This window comes from Halomonas sp. C22 (assembly GCF_007655045.1).
GTDB classification, from domain to species: Bacteria; Pseudomonadota; Gammaproteobacteria; order Pseudomonadales; family Halomonadaceae; genus Vreelandella; species Vreelandella hamiltonii.
On record NZ_VBVC01000002.1, the window covers coordinates 45,371 to 61,943 of the forward strand.

The 16,573-nt window shown below is 62.6% G+C and carries 15 protein-coding genes; 10 read left to right on the plus strand and 5 right to left on the minus strand.

Annotated elements, in window-relative coordinates:
- Nucleotides 1-71: 71 nt before the first annotated feature.
- The gene (gene sodC, locus FEU76_RS03460) at nucleotides 72-605 is read left to right on the plus strand and encodes a superoxide dismutase family protein (RefSeq protein ID WP_016914992.1); all 534 of its coding nucleotides are present in this window, start codon (nucleotides 72-74) and stop codon (nucleotides 603-605) included.
- Between the two features lie 128 nt (nucleotides 606-733).
- The gene (locus FEU76_RS03465; protein WP_144980393.1) at nucleotides 734-2,206 is read left to right on the plus strand and encodes a carbon starvation CstA family protein; all 1,473 of its coding nucleotides are present in this window, start codon (nucleotides 734-736) and stop codon (nucleotides 2,204-2,206) included.
- Nucleotides 2,207-2,303: 97 nt separating this feature from the next.
- On the opposite strand, the gene bfr is transcribed toward FEU76_RS03465, so the two are convergent.
- The 5 genes from bfr to lptF form a co-directional block, all read right to left on the minus strand.
- Complete coding sequence (bfr, locus tag FEU76_RS03470; protein WP_016914994.1) at nucleotides 2,304-2,789, minus strand: bacterioferritin; 486 nt, start codon at nucleotides 2,787-2,789, stop codon at nucleotides 2,304-2,306.
- Nucleotides 2,790-2,959: 170 nt separating this feature from the next.
- Complete coding sequence (locus FEU76_RS03475) at nucleotides 2,960-3,166, minus strand: (2Fe-2S)-binding protein (protein WP_016914996.1); 207 nt, start codon at nucleotides 3,164-3,166, stop codon at nucleotides 2,960-2,962.
- A gap of 177 nt (nucleotides 3,167-3,343) precedes the next feature.
- Nucleotides 3,344-3,829, minus strand: a complete 486-nt coding sequence (locus FEU76_RS03480) for an RDD family protein (RefSeq protein WP_144980396.1) — start codon at nucleotides 3,827-3,829, stop codon at nucleotides 3,344-3,346.
- Between the two features lie 25 nt (nucleotides 3,830-3,854).
- A complete protein-coding gene (gene lptG, locus FEU76_RS03485) occupies nucleotides 3,855-4,934 on the minus strand; it encodes an LPS export ABC transporter permease LptG (RefSeq protein WP_446718793.1) in 1,080 nt (359 codons plus the stop codon).
- Nucleotides 4,934-6,013: an LPS export ABC transporter permease LptF gene (gene lptF / locus FEU76_RS03490; protein ID WP_144980399.1), complete on the minus strand. Its 1,080-nt coding sequence runs from the start codon at nucleotides 6,011-6,013 to the stop codon at nucleotides 4,934-4,936. Before lptF ends, lptG begins: the two co-directional genes overlap by 1 nt.
- 148 nt (nucleotides 6,014-6,161) lie before the next feature.
- On the opposite strand from lptF, the gene FEU76_RS03495 reads away from it, so the two are divergent.
- From FEU76_RS03495 to FEU76_RS03530, 8 genes are all read left to right on the plus strand, one after another.
- Nucleotides 6,162-7,682: a leucyl aminopeptidase gene (locus FEU76_RS03495; protein WP_039175283.1), complete on the plus strand. Its 1,521-nt coding sequence runs from the start codon at nucleotides 6,162-6,164 to the stop codon at nucleotides 7,680-7,682.
- 151 nt (nucleotides 7,683-7,833) lie between these two features.
- Complete coding sequence (locus FEU76_RS03500) at nucleotides 7,834-8,955, plus strand: branched-chain amino acid aminotransferase (protein WP_096922110.1); 1,122 nt, start codon at nucleotides 7,834-7,836, stop codon at nucleotides 8,953-8,955.
- A 70-nt stretch (nucleotides 8,956-9,025) separates the two neighbouring features.
- Nucleotides 9,026-9,457 carry a DNA polymerase III subunit chi gene (locus FEU76_RS03505; RefSeq protein WP_039175280.1) on the plus strand — a complete coding sequence of 144 codons (432 nt, stop codon included), beginning with the start codon at nucleotides 9,026-9,028 and terminating at the stop codon, nucleotides 9,455-9,457.
- Nucleotides 9,458-9,539: 82 nt separating this feature from the next.
- Nucleotides 9,540-10,715 carry an MFS transporter gene (locus tag FEU76_RS03510; RefSeq protein WP_144980402.1) on the plus strand — a complete coding sequence of 392 codons (1,176 nt, stop codon included), beginning with the start codon at nucleotides 9,540-9,542 and terminating at the stop codon, nucleotides 10,713-10,715.
- A 53-nt stretch (nucleotides 10,716-10,768) separates the two neighbouring features.
- A complete protein-coding gene (locus tag FEU76_RS03515) occupies nucleotides 10,769-11,560 on the plus strand; it encodes a SapC family protein (RefSeq protein WP_144980405.1) in 792 nt (263 codons plus the stop codon).
- A gap of 31 nt (nucleotides 11,561-11,591) precedes the next feature.
- The gene (locus tag FEU76_RS03520) at nucleotides 11,592-13,043 is read left to right on the plus strand and encodes a TolC family protein (RefSeq protein WP_144980408.1); all 1,452 of its coding nucleotides are present in this window, start codon (nucleotides 11,592-11,594) and stop codon (nucleotides 13,041-13,043) included.
- Nucleotides 13,030-15,168, plus strand: a complete 2,139-nt coding sequence (locus FEU76_RS03525) for a type I secretion system permease/ATPase (RefSeq protein ID WP_144980411.1) — start codon at nucleotides 13,030-13,032, stop codon at nucleotides 15,166-15,168. Before FEU76_RS03520 ends, FEU76_RS03525 begins: the two co-directional genes overlap by 14 nt.
- Nucleotides 15,165-16,481: an HlyD family type I secretion periplasmic adaptor subunit gene (locus FEU76_RS03530; RefSeq protein ID WP_144980414.1), complete on the plus strand. Its 1,317-nt coding sequence runs from the start codon at nucleotides 15,165-15,167 to the stop codon at nucleotides 16,479-16,481. Before FEU76_RS03525 ends, FEU76_RS03530 begins: the two co-directional genes overlap by 4 nt.
- The last annotated feature ends 92 nt before the right edge of the window (nucleotides 16,482-16,573 follow it).

The following is a 16,573-nucleotide window of genomic DNA, read 5'->3' on the forward strand; positions in this document are numbered from 1 at the left end:
ACCTTGATAAGGCACCCCTTGGCACGCCACGCTGTGCCAGGGCTTCCATGGACAAGGAAAGGAGCCATCACATGCGCTATTCATTACCGCTGACCGGTATCGCTGCGGCCCTGCTGTTGGCAGGCGCGGCACAGGCCAATGAAGCATTGGACGTCGAGATACACAAGGTGAGCGCTGAAGGTATCGAAGAGTCGATTGGTACCATCGCCATCGAGCATACCGATCACGGCGTGCTCTTCACGCCCTCCCTGAGTGATCTGGAGCCAGGCGTGTACGGCTTTCACATGCATGAAAACGCCAGCTGCGACCCGGCTGAAAACGAAGATGGCGAGATGACCGCAGCGCAAGCGGCTGGTGGCCACTACGACCCCGAAGAGACCGACACCCACCAGGGCCCCTATGGCGATGGCCACCTGGGTGATTTGCCGGTGCTGACCGTCAATGAGGACGGAGAAGCCAACCTGCCGGTGCTGGCACCGCGCCTAAGCATGGAAGACGTGCTGGGCCGCAGCCTGATCATTCATGAAGGCGGCGACACCTACGATGACGAACCTCACCTGGGCGGCGGCGGTGCTCGCATGGCGTGTGGCGTGATCAGCTCGTAATTCCACTAAAGTCGTCAACCACTAAAGTTGTAAGGCATGACCTGACAGGTCTCTGTACATTCCTTCCGGCTAAATAAGCGTGGCCCGTCAAGGGCCACGCACTCCCCCAGACCTGTTGAGTGCTTTACATGATTACCTTCATTCTCTCGATACTGCTGCTGATCGTGGGTTACTTTACCTACGGAAAGTTCGTCGAGCGCGTGTTTGTCGCTGATCGTAAGCGCCAGACTCCCGCTTTCAGCATGCGCGACGACATCGACTACGTGCCGATGAATACGACGCGCAACTCCTTGATCCAGCTGCTTAACATTGCAGGCGTAGGCCCTATTTTCGGCCCGATCCTGGGGGCGCTGTACGGCCCGGTGGCGTTCGTCTGGATCGTCATTGGCTGTATTTTCGCCGGTGCCGTTCACGACTACCTGACCGGCATGATCTCGATTCGCAATCACGGCGCGCACTTGCCCCAACTGGCTGGCAAGTTTCTGGGCAAAGCCATGAAGCACGTGGTCAACGGCTTTGCCATTTTGCTGCTGTTGCTGGTGGGTACGGTGTTCGTGACGTCGCCCGCTGCCCTGCTGGCCAACATGACCTCTTTCTCGGTCACGCTGATCATCCTGGCCATCTTTGCCTATTACCTGGTGGCCACGCTGCTGCCCATCGACAAGGTGATTGGACGTATCTACCCCTACTTTGGAGCGCTGCTGCTGTTCAGTGCCGCCGGTATCGGCATCGGCCTCGTGGTCACTGGGGCGCCCATTCCCGAACTCTCTTTCCAGAACATGCACCCGGACAATGCGCCCATTTTCCCGCTGCTGTTTCTGACCATTTCCTGTGGTGCGCTTTCCGGCTTTCATGCCACCCAGACACCGATCATCTCGCGAACCACTGAAAACGAAACCAATGGCCGCAAGATCTTCTACGGCATGATGATTGCCGAAGGCGTGATTGCCATGATCTGGGCCGCCGCCGCCATGAGCCTGTTCTACGGCGACCAGACCCTGTCCGACGTGCTGGCGTCCGGTGGCCCGGCCGCCGTGGTCAGCGAAGTCTCTACCACCATGCTGGGCGCCGTAGGTGGCACGCTGGCAGTACTGGGTGTCATCGTGCTGCCCATCACGTCCGGCGACACCGCTTTCCGCAGTGCGCGCATGATCATTGCCGACTATCTGAAAGTGGGCCAGAAACCGATCGCCAAGCGCATCATGATCGCGCTGCCGCTGTTCGTGGCCTCTTATGCGCTCACCCACATGGACTTCACGCTGCTGTGGCGCTACTTCTCCTGGGCCAACCAGACCACCGCCGTCATCGCCCTGTGGACTGCGACGATGTACCTGGTACTCTCACGCAAGCCCTACCTGATCACCTCCATCCCGGCGGTCTTCATGACCATGGCAACGTTCACCTACCTCGCCTACGCCCCCATTGGCTTCAACCTGCCGCTGCAGGTCAGCTACGTAGTTGCCGCGTGCGGTACGCTGGTGTGCATCGCGCTGTTCATGAAGCGGGTACGTCGCCTGAGCCGGACGACCTTCAGCGTCGATGAACCCGTTCTCGAGGCCCCAGCGAATCCGGGGGGCCAGCTGGCGCCTCAGGGCCAGTGACCCGCCATTCATTCCGAAGCGCATAAAAAACGGGCAGCCCCTTGGGGCTGCCCGTTTTGGTTGGCGGGGCGATGCAGTGCATGCCCGGCTTGACGCGTTACTCTTCGTCGGTCGCCAGCGCCATGTGCTTTTGCAGATAGTTCTGAATACCGACCTGCTCGATCAGCTTCAGCTGCGTTTCGATGTGGTCGATGTGACCCTCTTCATCGGCCAGCAGGTCGCGCAGCAGGTCGCGGGTCACGTAATCCTTGACGCTTTCGCAGTAGGTGATGGCTTCGATGTAGTCGTTGCGGCCGTCGTGCTCGATCTTGAGATCGGCTTCCAGCATTTCCTTGACGTTCTCGCCGATGTGCAGCTTGCCGAGGTCTTGCAGGTTGGGGATGCCTTCCAGGAACAGGATGCGCTCGATCAGCTTGTCAGCGTGCTGCATCTCTTCGATGGACTCGTCGTACTCCCACTTGGCCAGGGTTTTCAGACCCCAATCCTTGTACATCTTGGCGTGCAGGAAGTACTGGTTGATGGCGACCAGTTCGTTGCCGAGTGCGATGTTGAGATGCTGAATGACCTTCGGATCACCTTTCATGCCGTCACCTTCTTTTAGCGTACAGTGCTGTTGATTACAGCTGCGTCAAACAAGGAGTATAGGCCATAAAAAGGCTTACTCCCAACGTTGTCGGGAGTATAGGCGGGCACACAAAAAATTCAAGTAAATCAGTTATTTGCTAAATATAAAACCAACAAGAGTGATTCGCGTCATACGGCGTAAGCGAGACTCATGTCGGCTTCGGCCCGCGCCACCTGGACCGCTTCACGGGTCAGCGACTTGGCATAGCAGGCGCATTTGCCGCACTGCGTGCCACAGCCGGTAGCTTCACGCACTTCTCGCCAGCTGCGCGCTCCGTCGCTCACTTGCTGGCGAATCTGATGATCGGTTACTCCTTTGCACACGCATACGTACATAGCGGCACCTCATACAAGACATGAGGTGAATGTAAATGATTCGCATACATCTTTTCAAGTAGAAAACACTACTCTTTAGTAGCGATTCTTCTTGAGGTTCTGCTAATGGATAGCTAACCGATTGACGAAAAGCTATTTTTCATCCTTTCCATAGCCCAACTTCTTCATCATTTTTTATCATTTTTTGGGCAGCACCACGGTTTCCGTGCGCGATACGATGTCGGGCCAGCTTCTGCTCTGCCGGTCGAACAGCACCCACCAGTAGCCCAGCCCCAGGGCGGCCAGCGACACCCAGGCCACCGCACAGCGAATCAGGCTCTGCTGCAAGGAGATGGCATGCCCGTCCAGCGTTTGCACGCGCAGCCGCCAGGCCTGCATCCCCAGCGTCATGCCGCCACGTCGCCAGGCATAGACGAAAAACAGCGTCACGAAGAACACCAGCATCAGTCGCAAGCTCCAGATGTCCAGCGCCGTCGTGCCGATTTCATCCGCCGTCTGGCCCAGTACGAAACGAAAGAACGCCAGATGGGCGACGGTGGCTGCAATCCAGATGGCCAGCACCAGAAAACCGTCGTAAATCATGGCACCCAGACGGCGTCCCAGCCCCGCAGGCCACACGCTGTCTAACTGGGTGAAGCGTCTTGTATGGGTCACTCTTTCCATCCTCTTTTCAATGCGTATACCCCGCTCAACCGTTGCGGCGCAGGAAGTAGATGCCCACCGCCGCACAGGCCAGGGTGGGCACCAGAACGGCCCAGACCGGCGAAAACCCGAACAGCGTGGAGGCCGGGGCCAGCAGGTCCTGTACGTACTTGAACAGCAGCCCGGTGACCACGCCATAGAAGACCCGCGTCCCCGCCGCCACGGTACGCAGCGGGCCAAACACGAAGGACGCTGCAATCAGTACCAGCGAGCCCATGGTGAGCGGTAGCAGCACCTTCTGCCAGAAGTAGAGCAGCGGCTGGTCCGCCTGTAGCCCTTGGCTCTTGAGGAATTGGGCATAGGCCCAGAGTTCGCTGGGTGCCTGGCTCTGGATATCGCGCAGCAAGCGTTCCAGCTGCGTCGGCGTCAGATCCGTGTCCCAAGCAGTCGTTTGCTGGTAATCCGATTCGGTCCGAGCATCGTATATTCGAGTCGTGGTGACCTCTTCCAGCACCCAGGCGCCCTCTTCCCAGTGCGCGCGCTGCGCATGGGTCGCCTCCACCAGCCGCCGTTCGTCGAAGCGGTAACGGGTCAAATCCAGCACCACGTTGTCGGCACGGATGGCGCCAAAACGGTAAACGCTGTCGCCTTCGAACTGCCAGCCGCTGCGACTGGTCAGCATCGCGCCTTCGCCCTGGCGCTGCTCCAGCCGCCAGGCTTCGGCGTACTGTTCGGTGCGCGGGGTCACGAACTCGGCCACCAGCAGCACCACGACGACGACCAGCAGCACCGGTTTCATGACGCCCCATACGATACGCGCCAGCGAGCGACCCGCTGCCCGCATCACGGTCAGCTCGTTACTGGAGGCCATGCTGCCCAGGCCAATCAGCGCGCCGATCAGCACCGCCACCGGCGCATACTGATAAAAACGCCACGGCAGGCGCATGGCCAGATACAGCAGCACATCCAGAGCGGTGTAATCGCCCTGGGTATCGCTCAAGTCACCAATGTAGGCAATCGTGATGTCCAGCCCCAGCAAGACACACTGCACGACGATAATGGCCGCCAGCACGTTGCGGGCGATATAGCGATCCAGGCGGTCAGCCCCCATCAACCCATTCAGCATTAGCGCATTCCTTTCCGTTGCGAGTGCCACAGCAGCAAACAGCCCAGCCCCAGGAACAGGCCATGCACCGGCCATACGCCGATAGCCGTAGGCAGCGAGCCACCGCCGATGGCATCCACCGCCGCCAGCAGCAGGCTCAGATACGCGACATACAGAAACACCGCAGGCAGCAGCTTGGCAAAGCGCCCCTGGCGCGGGTTCACCCGAGAGAGCGGCTGTGCCAGCAGGGCCAGCACGAAGACCATCAGCGGCAGGCCTACCCGCCACTGAAACTGCGCCTGGGCGCGGGGGCTTGCGTCGTTCCACAGCTCAAGGGTACTGGCATACTCAAGAGAATCCAGTTCCTGACGGTCTCGACTCAAACCCAGCCGCAGGGTATAGCGCTCGAAGGTCAGACGTTCGGCATTCAGAAGTCCTGGGGTGACGCCGTAGCGCTCACCGTTTTCCAGCACCAGGAAGCGACTGCCTGTCTCGACGCTGGTTTCCTGGTAGCCCGACCCGGCCCGGGTCACGTAGCTGTGCGGCTGTTCGGCCCCTGGTCGCGCCTGTTCGTGCACCAGCACTTCCTGCATCTGTCGGCCATCGCTGCTGAAATCGGTGATGTACGCGGTACGCCCACCGCCAAAATCCTGAAAACGTCCGGGGGCCAGTACCGAGACGTCCAGGCGGCTACGCTGCTCTTCCAGCGTGGCTTCGGTTTGCAAGGCCCCGGCAGGCGTCAGCCACAGGCTGCACAGCCCCACCAGCACGGCCACCACGGAAGCGGGCAGCAGCGTCACCCGCAGCAGCCGGGTCGGGCTCATGCCACAGGCCACCATGACGGTGATTTCACTGTTCATGTAGAGCTGGCCATACGCCAGCAGAATGCCGAGGAAAAACGACAGCGGCAGAATCAGCTCCATGAACCCAGGCAGATGGAACACCATCAGGCTGCCCAGAATCGTCACGGGAAAATCGCCCTCGGCCGCATCCGAGAAATAGCGGATGAACCGGCTACCCATGATCACCAGCAGCAGAATGCCTGCCACCGCAGACATGGTCAGTAATACTTCACGAGTTAAGTACCGAAATAATATCAACGTACTCTCCGGCTAGCGGTGCAGGTTGCCATGCAATGCGCCCGTGGCTTGGGTACACTATTCATTGAACTGGATACACTGATCACACTGGTCGTAAATGACGGGGCATTATCCCGAATCACTCGTTGCTTGTCTTGTTGGAGACGTCATGGAATTTTCCGTTCAGACCGCAAACCCAGCCAAAGCCGAAACGGCTTGCCTCGTTCTGCCTGTCTACAAGGATAGCGACTTACTCCCCGCTGTCGCCAAACTCGACGATGCCAGCGAGCGGCTGATCGGCCAACTGCTGAGCCGCGGTGACTTCGACGCCGCCCTGGGCAATGTGCAGATGATTCCCTTTGCGCCGGGGCTCGGCGCCGAGCGCCTGCTGCTGGTCGGGCTGGGAGAGCGCGGCAAATGCCAGGAAGCCGCTTTCCTCAAGGCACTGGATGCGGCCATGACAGCGCTGGTCAAGCTACCCATCGATGAAGCCAGCGCCACCTTCACCGACGTGCCGCTGGAAGGCCGCGATGCCAGCTGGAAAGCGCGCAAGACCCTCGAAGCTGCCGAGCGTGCCCTCTACCGCTTCGATCACTTCAAGTTCGCGCCCGCCAAACCGCCCACCCTGGCCAAGCTTCACCTGATCGTGACGGACGCCGCCGAAGGCCTGCTGGCCAAACAAGGCGCCGCGCTGGGCTGCGCGATTGGGCAAGGCATCAACTTCACTCGCACCTTGGGCAACCTGCCCGGCAACGTCTGCACGCCCCGCTACCTGGCCGAACAGGCCGAAGCGCTGGGGCGCGATTCACAAGGTGCGCTGGCCGTCGACATCCTGGACGAGGAAGCGCTGGAAGCGCTGGGCGCTCACTCGCTACTTTCCGTGGGTCGCGGCAGCCGCGAACCCTCGCGCCTGATCGTGATGAAGTATCAAGGTGCCGAGGATGCCGACGAAGCGCCCCACGTGCTGATCGGCAAAGGCATTACCTTCGATACCGGCGGCATCTCGCTCAAGCCCGGCGAAGGCATGGACGAGATGAAGTTCGACATGGGCGGCGCCGCCAGCGTGTTCGGCACCGTCAAGGCCGTGCTGGCCATCAAGCCCAAGCTCAATGCGGTGTTCATCGTCGCTGCGGCCGAAAACATGCCCGACGGCGCTGCCACCAAGCCGGGCGATATCATCAAGACCCTGAAGGGCTTGAGCGTCGAAGTGCTCAACACCGACGCCGAGGGCCGGCTGGTGCTGTGCGATGCGCTCACCTACGCCGAGCGCTTCACGCCGGCCAGCGTCGTGGATATCGCCACGCTGACCGGTGCCTGCATCGTTGCCCTGGGCCATCACGCCACCGGCCTGCTGGCCAATGACGACGACCTGGCCCTCGACCTGCTGGACGCCGGTGAAACCGCCTGGGACCGCGCCTGGCACCTGCCGCTGTGGGACGAGTACCAGGAGCAGCTGGACTCCAACTTTGCCGACCTGGCCAACATCGGTGGCCGCCCAGCGGGCACCATCACGGCGGCCTGCTTCCTGTCGCGCTTCGCCGACCACTTCCCCTGGGCGCACCTGGACATCGCGGGCACAGCCTGGCACTCCGGCAAACAGAAAGGCGCCACGGGTCGCCCGGTGGGTCTGCTGACCCAATACCTGCTGGACCGTGAAGCCGACGCCCAAGTGGAAAACAGCGGCGACTGACGCCAAAACAGGCCAACAATGGTTGCCTTTCCGTAGCGCAACCGTTAAACCTGACAGCATAAGCGTGTGCCGGGGCTACCTCGGCACACGCGATACCCCATACAACGCTTTTACGCCCTTCGGGGCCTGGCTCTAGCGGAGAGAACACGCCGTGCCCACAGCTTCAGATGCTCAGTTCGACTCACGTTTTGAAACGCTGCCCTCCAACCAGCCGGTGGCCGATGCGATTCGTGACAATATTCTGCAAAACCCAGGATTCGGTAAGCACTTCACCGACCACATGGCCCACGTACGCTGGACCATCGATGCCGACTGGCACGGCCATCAGGTGCGCCCCTACGGCCCGCTGACCCTGGACCCTGCCGCCTCTGTGCTGCACTACGGCCAGGAAATCTTCGAAGGCATCAAGGCGTACCGTCACGCGGATGGCTCGGTGTGGACCTTCCGTCCCGAGAAGAACGCCGAGCGTTTCCGCCGCAGTGCTCGCCGCCTGGCCCTGCCGGAACTCTCCGATGAAGACTTCCTCGGCTCGCTGAAAGCGCTGCTGGCCCAGGATCACGTCTGGGTACCCACCCCCGCCAACGACGCCGACGAGTGCAGCCTCTACCTGCGTCCGTTCATGATCGCTTCGGAAGCGTTTCTGGGCGTGCGTCCGGCCCACGAAGTCGATTACTACGTGATTGCGTCGCCCGCGGCGGCCTACTTCAAAGGCGGCATCGAGCCGGTCTCCATCTGGCTCTCTTCCCACTACAAGCGCGCGGCCCCCGGCGGCACCGGCTTTGCCAAGTGTGGCGGCAACTACGCGGCCTCCCTGGCAGCTCAAAAAGAAGCGGCTGCCAATGGCTGTAGCCAGGTGGCGTTTCTGGATGCGGCCGAGAACAAGTGGATCGAAGAGCTGGGCGGCATGAACCTGTTCTTCGTTTACAAGGATGGCCGCATCGTCACACCGCGCCTGACCGACACCATTCTCGAAGGCGTGACCCGCAACTCTATCCTGACCCTGGCCAAGGATGCGGGCCTGACGCCCGAAGAGCGCGCCATCAGCATCGACGAATGGCGCGAAGGCGCGGCCTCCGGCGAGATCACCGAAGTCTTTGCCTGTGGCACCGCCGCCGTGATCACGCCAGTGGGGGAACTGGTGACCGAAAACGAGCGTATCCGCCTGCAGGGTGACGGCAACAACGAAATAGCCAAGCGCATCCGCAAGACGCTGCTCGACCTTCAGTATGGCCGCAGCGAAGACAAGTACGGCTGGCTGACCCGCCTGGTCTAATCACACCGGGCTTTGCCCCCCGGCCGCTGCTCGGCCGGGGGGAGCACCGCCAGACTGCTGGAGCCATCCGATGGCGCGTATCGATTTCTATATTCTTCCCGACACCACCCTCGACGCCCGCCTGCAGTTCGCCTGTAAACTGGCAGAGACCATCCATCGCAAAGGCTACCGCCTGCACCTGCACTGCGAAGACAAGGCGCTGGCCGAGCAGGCCGACGACGCCCTGTGGCACTTTCGCGACGATGCCTACCTGCCCCATGCGCTGGAAGACAGCGAGCTGGCGGCCAGCGTGCCCATCACTCTGGGCTGGCAGCGGTTGCCGGTGCCCACGGAAGCGACCGCGTTACTTAATCTGCACCCTGAGATCCCCGAGGGTTTCGAGCATTACGCCCGAGTCGCGGAAATCATCAACCAGCACCAGCAGGTGCTGCTGGCCAAGCGCGCCTGCTGGCAGCGCTACAAGGAGCTGGGGCACGAGGTGGTGCCGCACAAATTAGGCTGAGGGCCAGGCGCTCCGAGCAACTCACCCCCTGCCGTCCTCCAAGCATCATTCAATAACAACAACTCCAAGGATGGGACACCCCATGCCGTCAACTGTCCTGGCCCGCTGGCCGCTTGCCGTCATTGTCATTGCTCAGCTCTTTGGTACCTCGCTCTGGTTCAGCATCAACGGCGTTGGCCTGGCGCTGCAGGAAGCGGCGGGGCTCAGCGAGCGCGACCTGGGTCTGCTGACCATGGCCGTTCAAGCGGGCTTCATTACCGGCACGCTGGCCATCGCCACCACGGGCCTGGCGGACCGCGTACGGGCCAGCCAGCTGTTTGCCGTCTCGGCCGTGCTGGGCGCCGTGCTCAATGCCGCCTTCATTGGCGTGGTGGAGAGCCTCTCGCTGGCAGCCATGGCACGTTTCATGGTGGGGCTTTGCCTGGCAGGCATCTACCCGCTGGGCATGAAGCTGGTGGTCAGCTGGACACCCCGCCATGCAGGCTCGGCACTGGGTTGGCTGGTCGGCATGCTGACCCTCGGCATTGCCTCGCCGCACCTGCTGCGGGGCGTCACGCTGCACCTGCCCTGGCAGTGGCCGCTGCTGCTCTCCTCGGTGCTGGCGCTGCTGGCCGCCCTGCTGATTCTGCGGCTGGGCACAGGGCCTCACCTGCCTGCCAAGGCCTCGGCAGGCCGCCCTTGGGCAGGGCTTGCTGCCTTCAAACAGAAAGCTTTCCGCGCCGCGTCGCTGGGCTATTTTGGCCACTGCTGGGAACTCTACGCCCTGTGGGCGCTGGTCCCCTTGCTAGTGACCAGAGAGCTGGAACGGCTCAGCGCCGCCGCCAGCCTTCAGCCGTGGCTCAGCTTTGCCGTGATCGCGCTGGGCCTGCCCGGGTGTGTGCTGGCAGGCCGCTGGAGCCGTCGCATAGGCAGCGCAAAGGTGGCCTTCGTAGCGCTGGCGGCATCCGGCACCCTCTGCCTTCTATACCCGCTGCTGGCGGGCCTTTCCCCAGGGTTCCTGCTGGCCCTGCTGGCGCTCTGGGGCATCAGCGTGATTGCCGACTCGGCGCAGTTTTCGGCCCTGGCGTCGGCCAGCGCGCCCCCCGAGCGGCTGGGTGCCGCCCTGGCCATGATGAATGCCATCGGCTTTGCGCTGACCATCCCGTCCATCGCGCTGGTAACGTCGCTATGGGAAAGCCAGGGGCCCTGGGTGACCTGGTGGCTACTGCCCGGCCCCGTGATTGGCCTGTTGACCATGCGCAGGCTGATCTTGCGCTGACGCACCGAGCTGGATTTGGTAAGGTGCGCGCTTGACGATATAAGGTGTGCCCCATGACCCTTGCAGCCCACTGGGAACCGCTGGACCCAAAACGCCACGGCGCGTTGATGTGGCGACGTTTTACCCGTTACCACTTTGCCCGCCACACCCTCATGACGCCCCTGGCCGATGCGGAGCTGCGGCATGCGGCTGCCTGTTTTCCAATGGCCTTCGTGAACGGTGCTCAAGGGTGGCAAGCGGTGGCGCTGCTGAGCCTCGATGATACCCACAACCTGTTGGTCGATGCCGACGGCCGCTGGCAAGCCGCTTACGTTCCTTCGGCCCTGCGCAGCCACCCCTTTGGCTTGCATCCCGACGCGCCGGGGCAACTCTGCATCGACACCCACTCCCCCTGTGTGGTCGAGGCCCTCGATGGCGAGCCGTTGTTTCAGCAACAGGGTGGCCTGGCCCACTTTCCACAACAGGTGCTGCGCTTTTTGACCCAGCGAGCGCAAGGCTGCCAGCGTGTTGCAAAGGCGCTCTCCGCCCTCGACCAGGCCAGGCTGCTCACCCCTTGGGCGCCAAAGGCCTACCAGGGGAGCGTGACGCTGCATCAGGTGGACGAAAGCGCCTGGCAATCACTTACCGACACACAACTGGGGCTTTTCTGGCAATTGGGAGCCGTGCCTTTGGTGTACGCTCAGTTGCAATCGCAGCACCAGTTGGGGCGACTGCTGGCCTATCGACAGCGCCGCACTCCCCCCGCGCCGGCCGCCTCGCCTGCCGACACGTCTTCCACCCTGGCACAGTGGCAGGAAGCGCTGAACGATGAAGAGCAATACCACTGGCAAGACCCTCGTAAGTGAGTGCTCGGCACCACCTAGATCAGGAAAGTGTATGAACGTAAATGTGATGGCGCTGCCTCGCCGAGTACGCCTGGGTTGTTGCCTGGGGGCCATGCTGTTGCTGACCTGCCCGCTGCTGGTGGCACAGCCTGTATCCGACGCTCAGGAGGAACTGCTCCCCCTGCCCGCCTCGTCACTGGAAGGCCCGGTGTTTACGCCCGAACTGCGCCAGCAGCTGGACGCGTTCCGCTGGCAGGAAGGTCGCTCAGCTCAACGGCACCAGGGCCTCGATGACTTGCGCTACCGCCTCCAGAGCGCGCTGGAACAGCAGCCGAGAATTCTTGCTCAGCGCTCCCGGGAGCGTGAGTCGGTGCTGCAGATCGATGAAGTACGCGCCGTACGTCGCCCGCAAGTCAACGCAGGCCTCGAGTATCGCAATGATCTCCAGCGCACCGAGGCGCTGCCCGACCGCGGCTCGCGGATGGACGCCGTGGTCACCCTCAGCCAACTGCTGCTGGACTTTGGCGCCAGCGGTGAGCGCTTGCGCGCCGCTGATCTCAGCGCGGAAGCGGCATTCTGGCAATCCCAGGTCAGCATCGAAGAGGAAGTCCTCTACGCCATCAATGCCTACCTGGATGTCGCGCGCTTGACCACGCAGCGACAGTTGGCAGAGCACAATCTTCAGCAGCACCAGCGCATTTTCACGGATGTCAGCCTGCGGCGCGATGCCGGGGCGGGCTCGCGAGCGGACGTTCTGCGCGCACAGAGCCGCTTGAGCGATGCCGAGTCTCGACTGATCTCCCTGGAAGGCGAGCTGGCCCGTGCCATCAATGTCTATCAGGAAGCCTTCTTCACGACACCGGACACCCTGGCGCTGCCTGAAAGCGCCGCCATGCTGCGCGACGTCAACGCCGACCAGCTGCTGAACAGCGCCCTCAGCCGCAATGCCGCGTTACGCAGCCGCACCCTGGCCAGCGAAGCCAGCAGCGCCGAAGCGCAGGCCACCCGCAATGCGCGTCTACCCAGCGTCAGTGTCGCCGTCGAGGGTCGCCAGTTCGATGTCAACGACTTCAATGAGTCCGATAACGACGTGGCCCTGCTGTTCAATGTGGATTACACGCCCTACAGCGGCGGCGCCACTTCCGCGCGCGTGGCCCAGGCCGTCGAGCGCCAGCAGCAAAGCCAATACGAGCAGCAGGCGCTGCGCCGCGAACTGGAGCGCGAAGTCCGCTCTGCGCTGACCGATACCCATACCCGGCGTGCCGAACTGGCAGCCCAGACCGCCACCCTGGCCGCCGAAGAGGAAGCCTTGCTGGCATACCGTGATCAATTTGCCGTCGGCCGCAGCAGCATCAACGACCTGCTGGATGCCCAACGAGACCTGTTTCAAGCCGCCTTCGAGCTGGTCAATCGCCGAGTACGCTGGGAGCAGGCCAGCTTTCAACAGCTGGCCGTGACCGGCGAACTGCTGGACGCCCTGGAGATACATATTGAACGCCGCTGATTCGCGCTCCGACGCCCTTGAACAATGCCTGACGTTTGTCGCTTCGCATCTGGAGCTGCCGGTGTCGGCAGCAGCCGTACGGGCGCATCGCGTTGGTAACGAGACCGCCATGACCCCCGATGGCTTCATCGACGCCGCCGAGCGCCATGGCATGGTGGCGGCGCTGGGCGAGCACGGCCTGGAAACGCTGGGTAACTCGCTGCTGCCAGCCGTTGCCCTGCTCCAGCATGGCCGCGCCGTGGTGATCATCGGGCGTATCGATCAGCAGCGGTTTGCGCTTTACGACCCGGCCCTGGGTGACCAGCCGGTGGAGACCACCCTAACAGCGCTGCAGGCCGAATATATCGGCCATGTGATCGCCGTGCGCGCCCGCTATCGTCCCGTCGCGCTCAATCAGGCTCCCGAGGTACAGGGTGGCCACTGGTTCTGGAGCGCACTCACGAACAACCGCTGGGTGTACACCCAAGTGGTGATCGCCGCCGCCCTGACCAACTTTCTCGGCCTGGCGACCTCGCTGTTCATCATGGTGGTGTACGACCGCGTGCTGCCCAATGAGGCCATCGAATCGCTTGTCGCGCTCACCATAGGGGTGAGTATTGCGCTGGTCTTCGACTTTGCCGTCAAGACCTTGCGCCAGCTGTTCATCGAGCGGGCAGGCCAGGAAGCGGACCTGCGCATGGGGCGACGTATCTTCGATCACGTCCTCAACCTGCAGATGAGCGCCAAGCGGGGCTCCACCGGCGGCTTTGCCAATACCCTGCGGGAGTTCGAAACGCTGCGCGATTTTTTCGCCTCTGCCTCCCTCGTGGCCGTGGTGGACCTGCCGTTCATACTACTCTTCGTCGGCGTCATCTATTTGATTGGCGGCCCCTTGGCCATCGTGCCACTGGTGGCGGTCCCGCTGGTGCTGCTGATTGGCGTGGCCGTGCAGCCCTTCCTCAAGCGGCTGTCCGGGCAGGCCTTCGAAGAGAGCCGCTCCAAGCAGGGGGTATTGATCGAAGCCGTGGCGGGTCTTGAAACCATCAAGGCCAGCGGTGCAGCCCCGATGATTCGCCAGCGCTGGGAAGAGAGCGTTCAGCAGCAGTCGAAGGTGGGTCGTCAGGGTCGCGCCATTCAGCAGTTTGCGCTCAACGCCACGGCCCTGGCGCAGCAGGCCGCCCAGGTAAGCATCGTCGTCTATGGCGTGTTCCTGGTCGGGGATGGGGTGATTTCCATGGGCGCCATGATTGCCTGTGTCATTCTCACCGGCCGCGCCCTCGCGCCGCTGGCCCAGCTGGCCCAGACCATGACGCGCATCAATCAGGCTCGCACCTCGTACCGAGCCCTCGACCAGCTCATGAGCATGCCATCCGAGCGCCCCGCCGGGCGCCACTATTTGAGCCGCCCCTCGCTTGACGGCAAGCTGTGCCTGCAGGATGTCAGCTTTCGCTACCCCGAGCAGACCACCGCCGCGCTGGCCAATATCAACCTGACCATCCATCCCGGCGAAAAGGTCGCCCTGCTGGGTCGTGTCGGTTCTGGAAAAAGCACCCTGGCGCGACTACTGCTGGGAATTTACCCGCCTGAGCAGGGCGCCGTTCTGGTGGACGACACGGACCTGCGGCAAATCGATCCTGCGGACCTGCGCCACAACATCGGCAGTGTCCTGCAGGAAGCCTGGCTCTTTTCCGGCACGGTACGTCAGAACATCGCCATCGGTGCACACCACCCGACCGACGAACAGATCCTGAACGCTGCCAGGCTGGCGGGAGCCCACGACTTCATTGCCCGTCACCCGAAGGGCTATGACATGCCCATTGGCGAACGCGGTGAGGGGTTATCCGGCGGCCAGCGGCAGCTGATCTGCCTGGCGCGCGCGCTGCTGGGCGCGCCGCCTATCCTGCTGATGGACGAGCCTACCAGCGCCATGGATATCCAGACCGAAAAAGAGGTCATCGCACGGCTCAAGGCCGCCAGCACGCATCAGACGCTGGTGGTGGTGACCCACCGGACAAGCTTGCTGGAGCTGGTCGACCGCGTGGTGATTCTCGACCAGGGCCGCATCATCGCCGACGGCCCCAAAGCCAGCGTGATGCGCCCGGTAGAAGCCTCCCCCACTCGTACGCGTGAAGGAACAGCCCCGTGAGCCAGTCGCACTCTCCGTTGGATTTCGAGCATTTCGTGCGTCACGGCCGCGCCAGGCGGTCCATGGGTAGCAGCCTGTTGCTGATGACCATCATCGGCTTTTTGCTGGTGGGCTTCATCTGGGCCTACCTCACGGAGGTCGACGAGGTCACGCGTGGCCAAGGCAAGGTCGTGCCCTCGCGCAGTCTGCAGGTCGTCGAAAGCCTGGAAGGCGGGGTCGTCACGGAAATCAACGTACGCCGTGGTGATGTGGTGGCCCAGGGAGATACGCTCATGACCCTGAGCGGCGGCACGCTGGAAGGGGACTACGAAGAGAGCCTGCAGCGCCTGCGGTCACTGCAGCTGCGCCTGCAGCGGCTCGAAGCCGAAATCAATCAGGTGCCGCTGGCACTGGATGAGGCATTGAGCCAGGGCGCGCCCAGCGTCGCGGCCAGCGAAACGCGCCTGTTCCACGGTCGCCAGCTCGAGCTGGGGGCCGAGTTGCAGGTACTGGAACAACAAGGCTATCAGCGCCGCCAGGAAAAAGCCGAGCTGGAAGCGGCCCTCAGCACGGCCCGAGCCGGTGTCCAGCTCGCCGAGCAGGAGCTGGCGATCATCCAGCCACTGGCCCAGCGCGGCATCGAGCCTGAGACCTCCCTGTTGCGGGTAAGACAAACCCTCAACGAGCTGCGCGGTGACGTGGCTCGCCAGCAGAGCGCCGTGGCCAGGGCCGAAGCCTCCATTGCCGAAATAGAGGACCGCAAGGTAGCGGCGCGCAACGCGTTCGAAGCCGATGCGCTGGCGCAACTGGCCGAAGCCACCTCGCAGGTCGCCGAGCTGGAAAAAACGCTGCCCGGCCGTGCCGACCAGGTGGCACGCACCACGATACGCTCGCCGGTGGCCGGTGTGGTCAATCAGGTGCACATCAGCACGGTTGGCGGCGTGGCCCGCCCCGGCGAGCCGCTCATCGAGGTCGTCCCTGCCGACGATGCACTGTTGGTGGAGGCCCACATCAGGCCTTCCGATATCGCCTTTCTCTACCCCGGGCAGCCGGTCAAGGTGAAGCTCACTGCCTATGACTTCGCCCGCTACGGCGGTCTCGACGGCGAGCTGGTGACCATTGCTGCCGATGCCGTGCAAATGCCGGAAACGGGAGAGCTGATGTACCCGGTCGAAGTGCGCACCGAAGGCTATCTGTACGATGCCGACAACCAGCCGCTGTCGATCATTCCGGGCATGGTGGCCGAAATCGACATTCTCAGCGGCAAGCGCAGCGTGCTGGACTACCTGATGGAGCCCGTCGTCAAGGTCCGTGATCGTGCGCTGAGGGATTAAACCAGCGGGAGGAGACGACCCTCCCCCTGACGCCCCCAGGCGAGTCGCGCTATACTTGTCGCCATTTTGCATCCTTGACCTATGAATTCGAT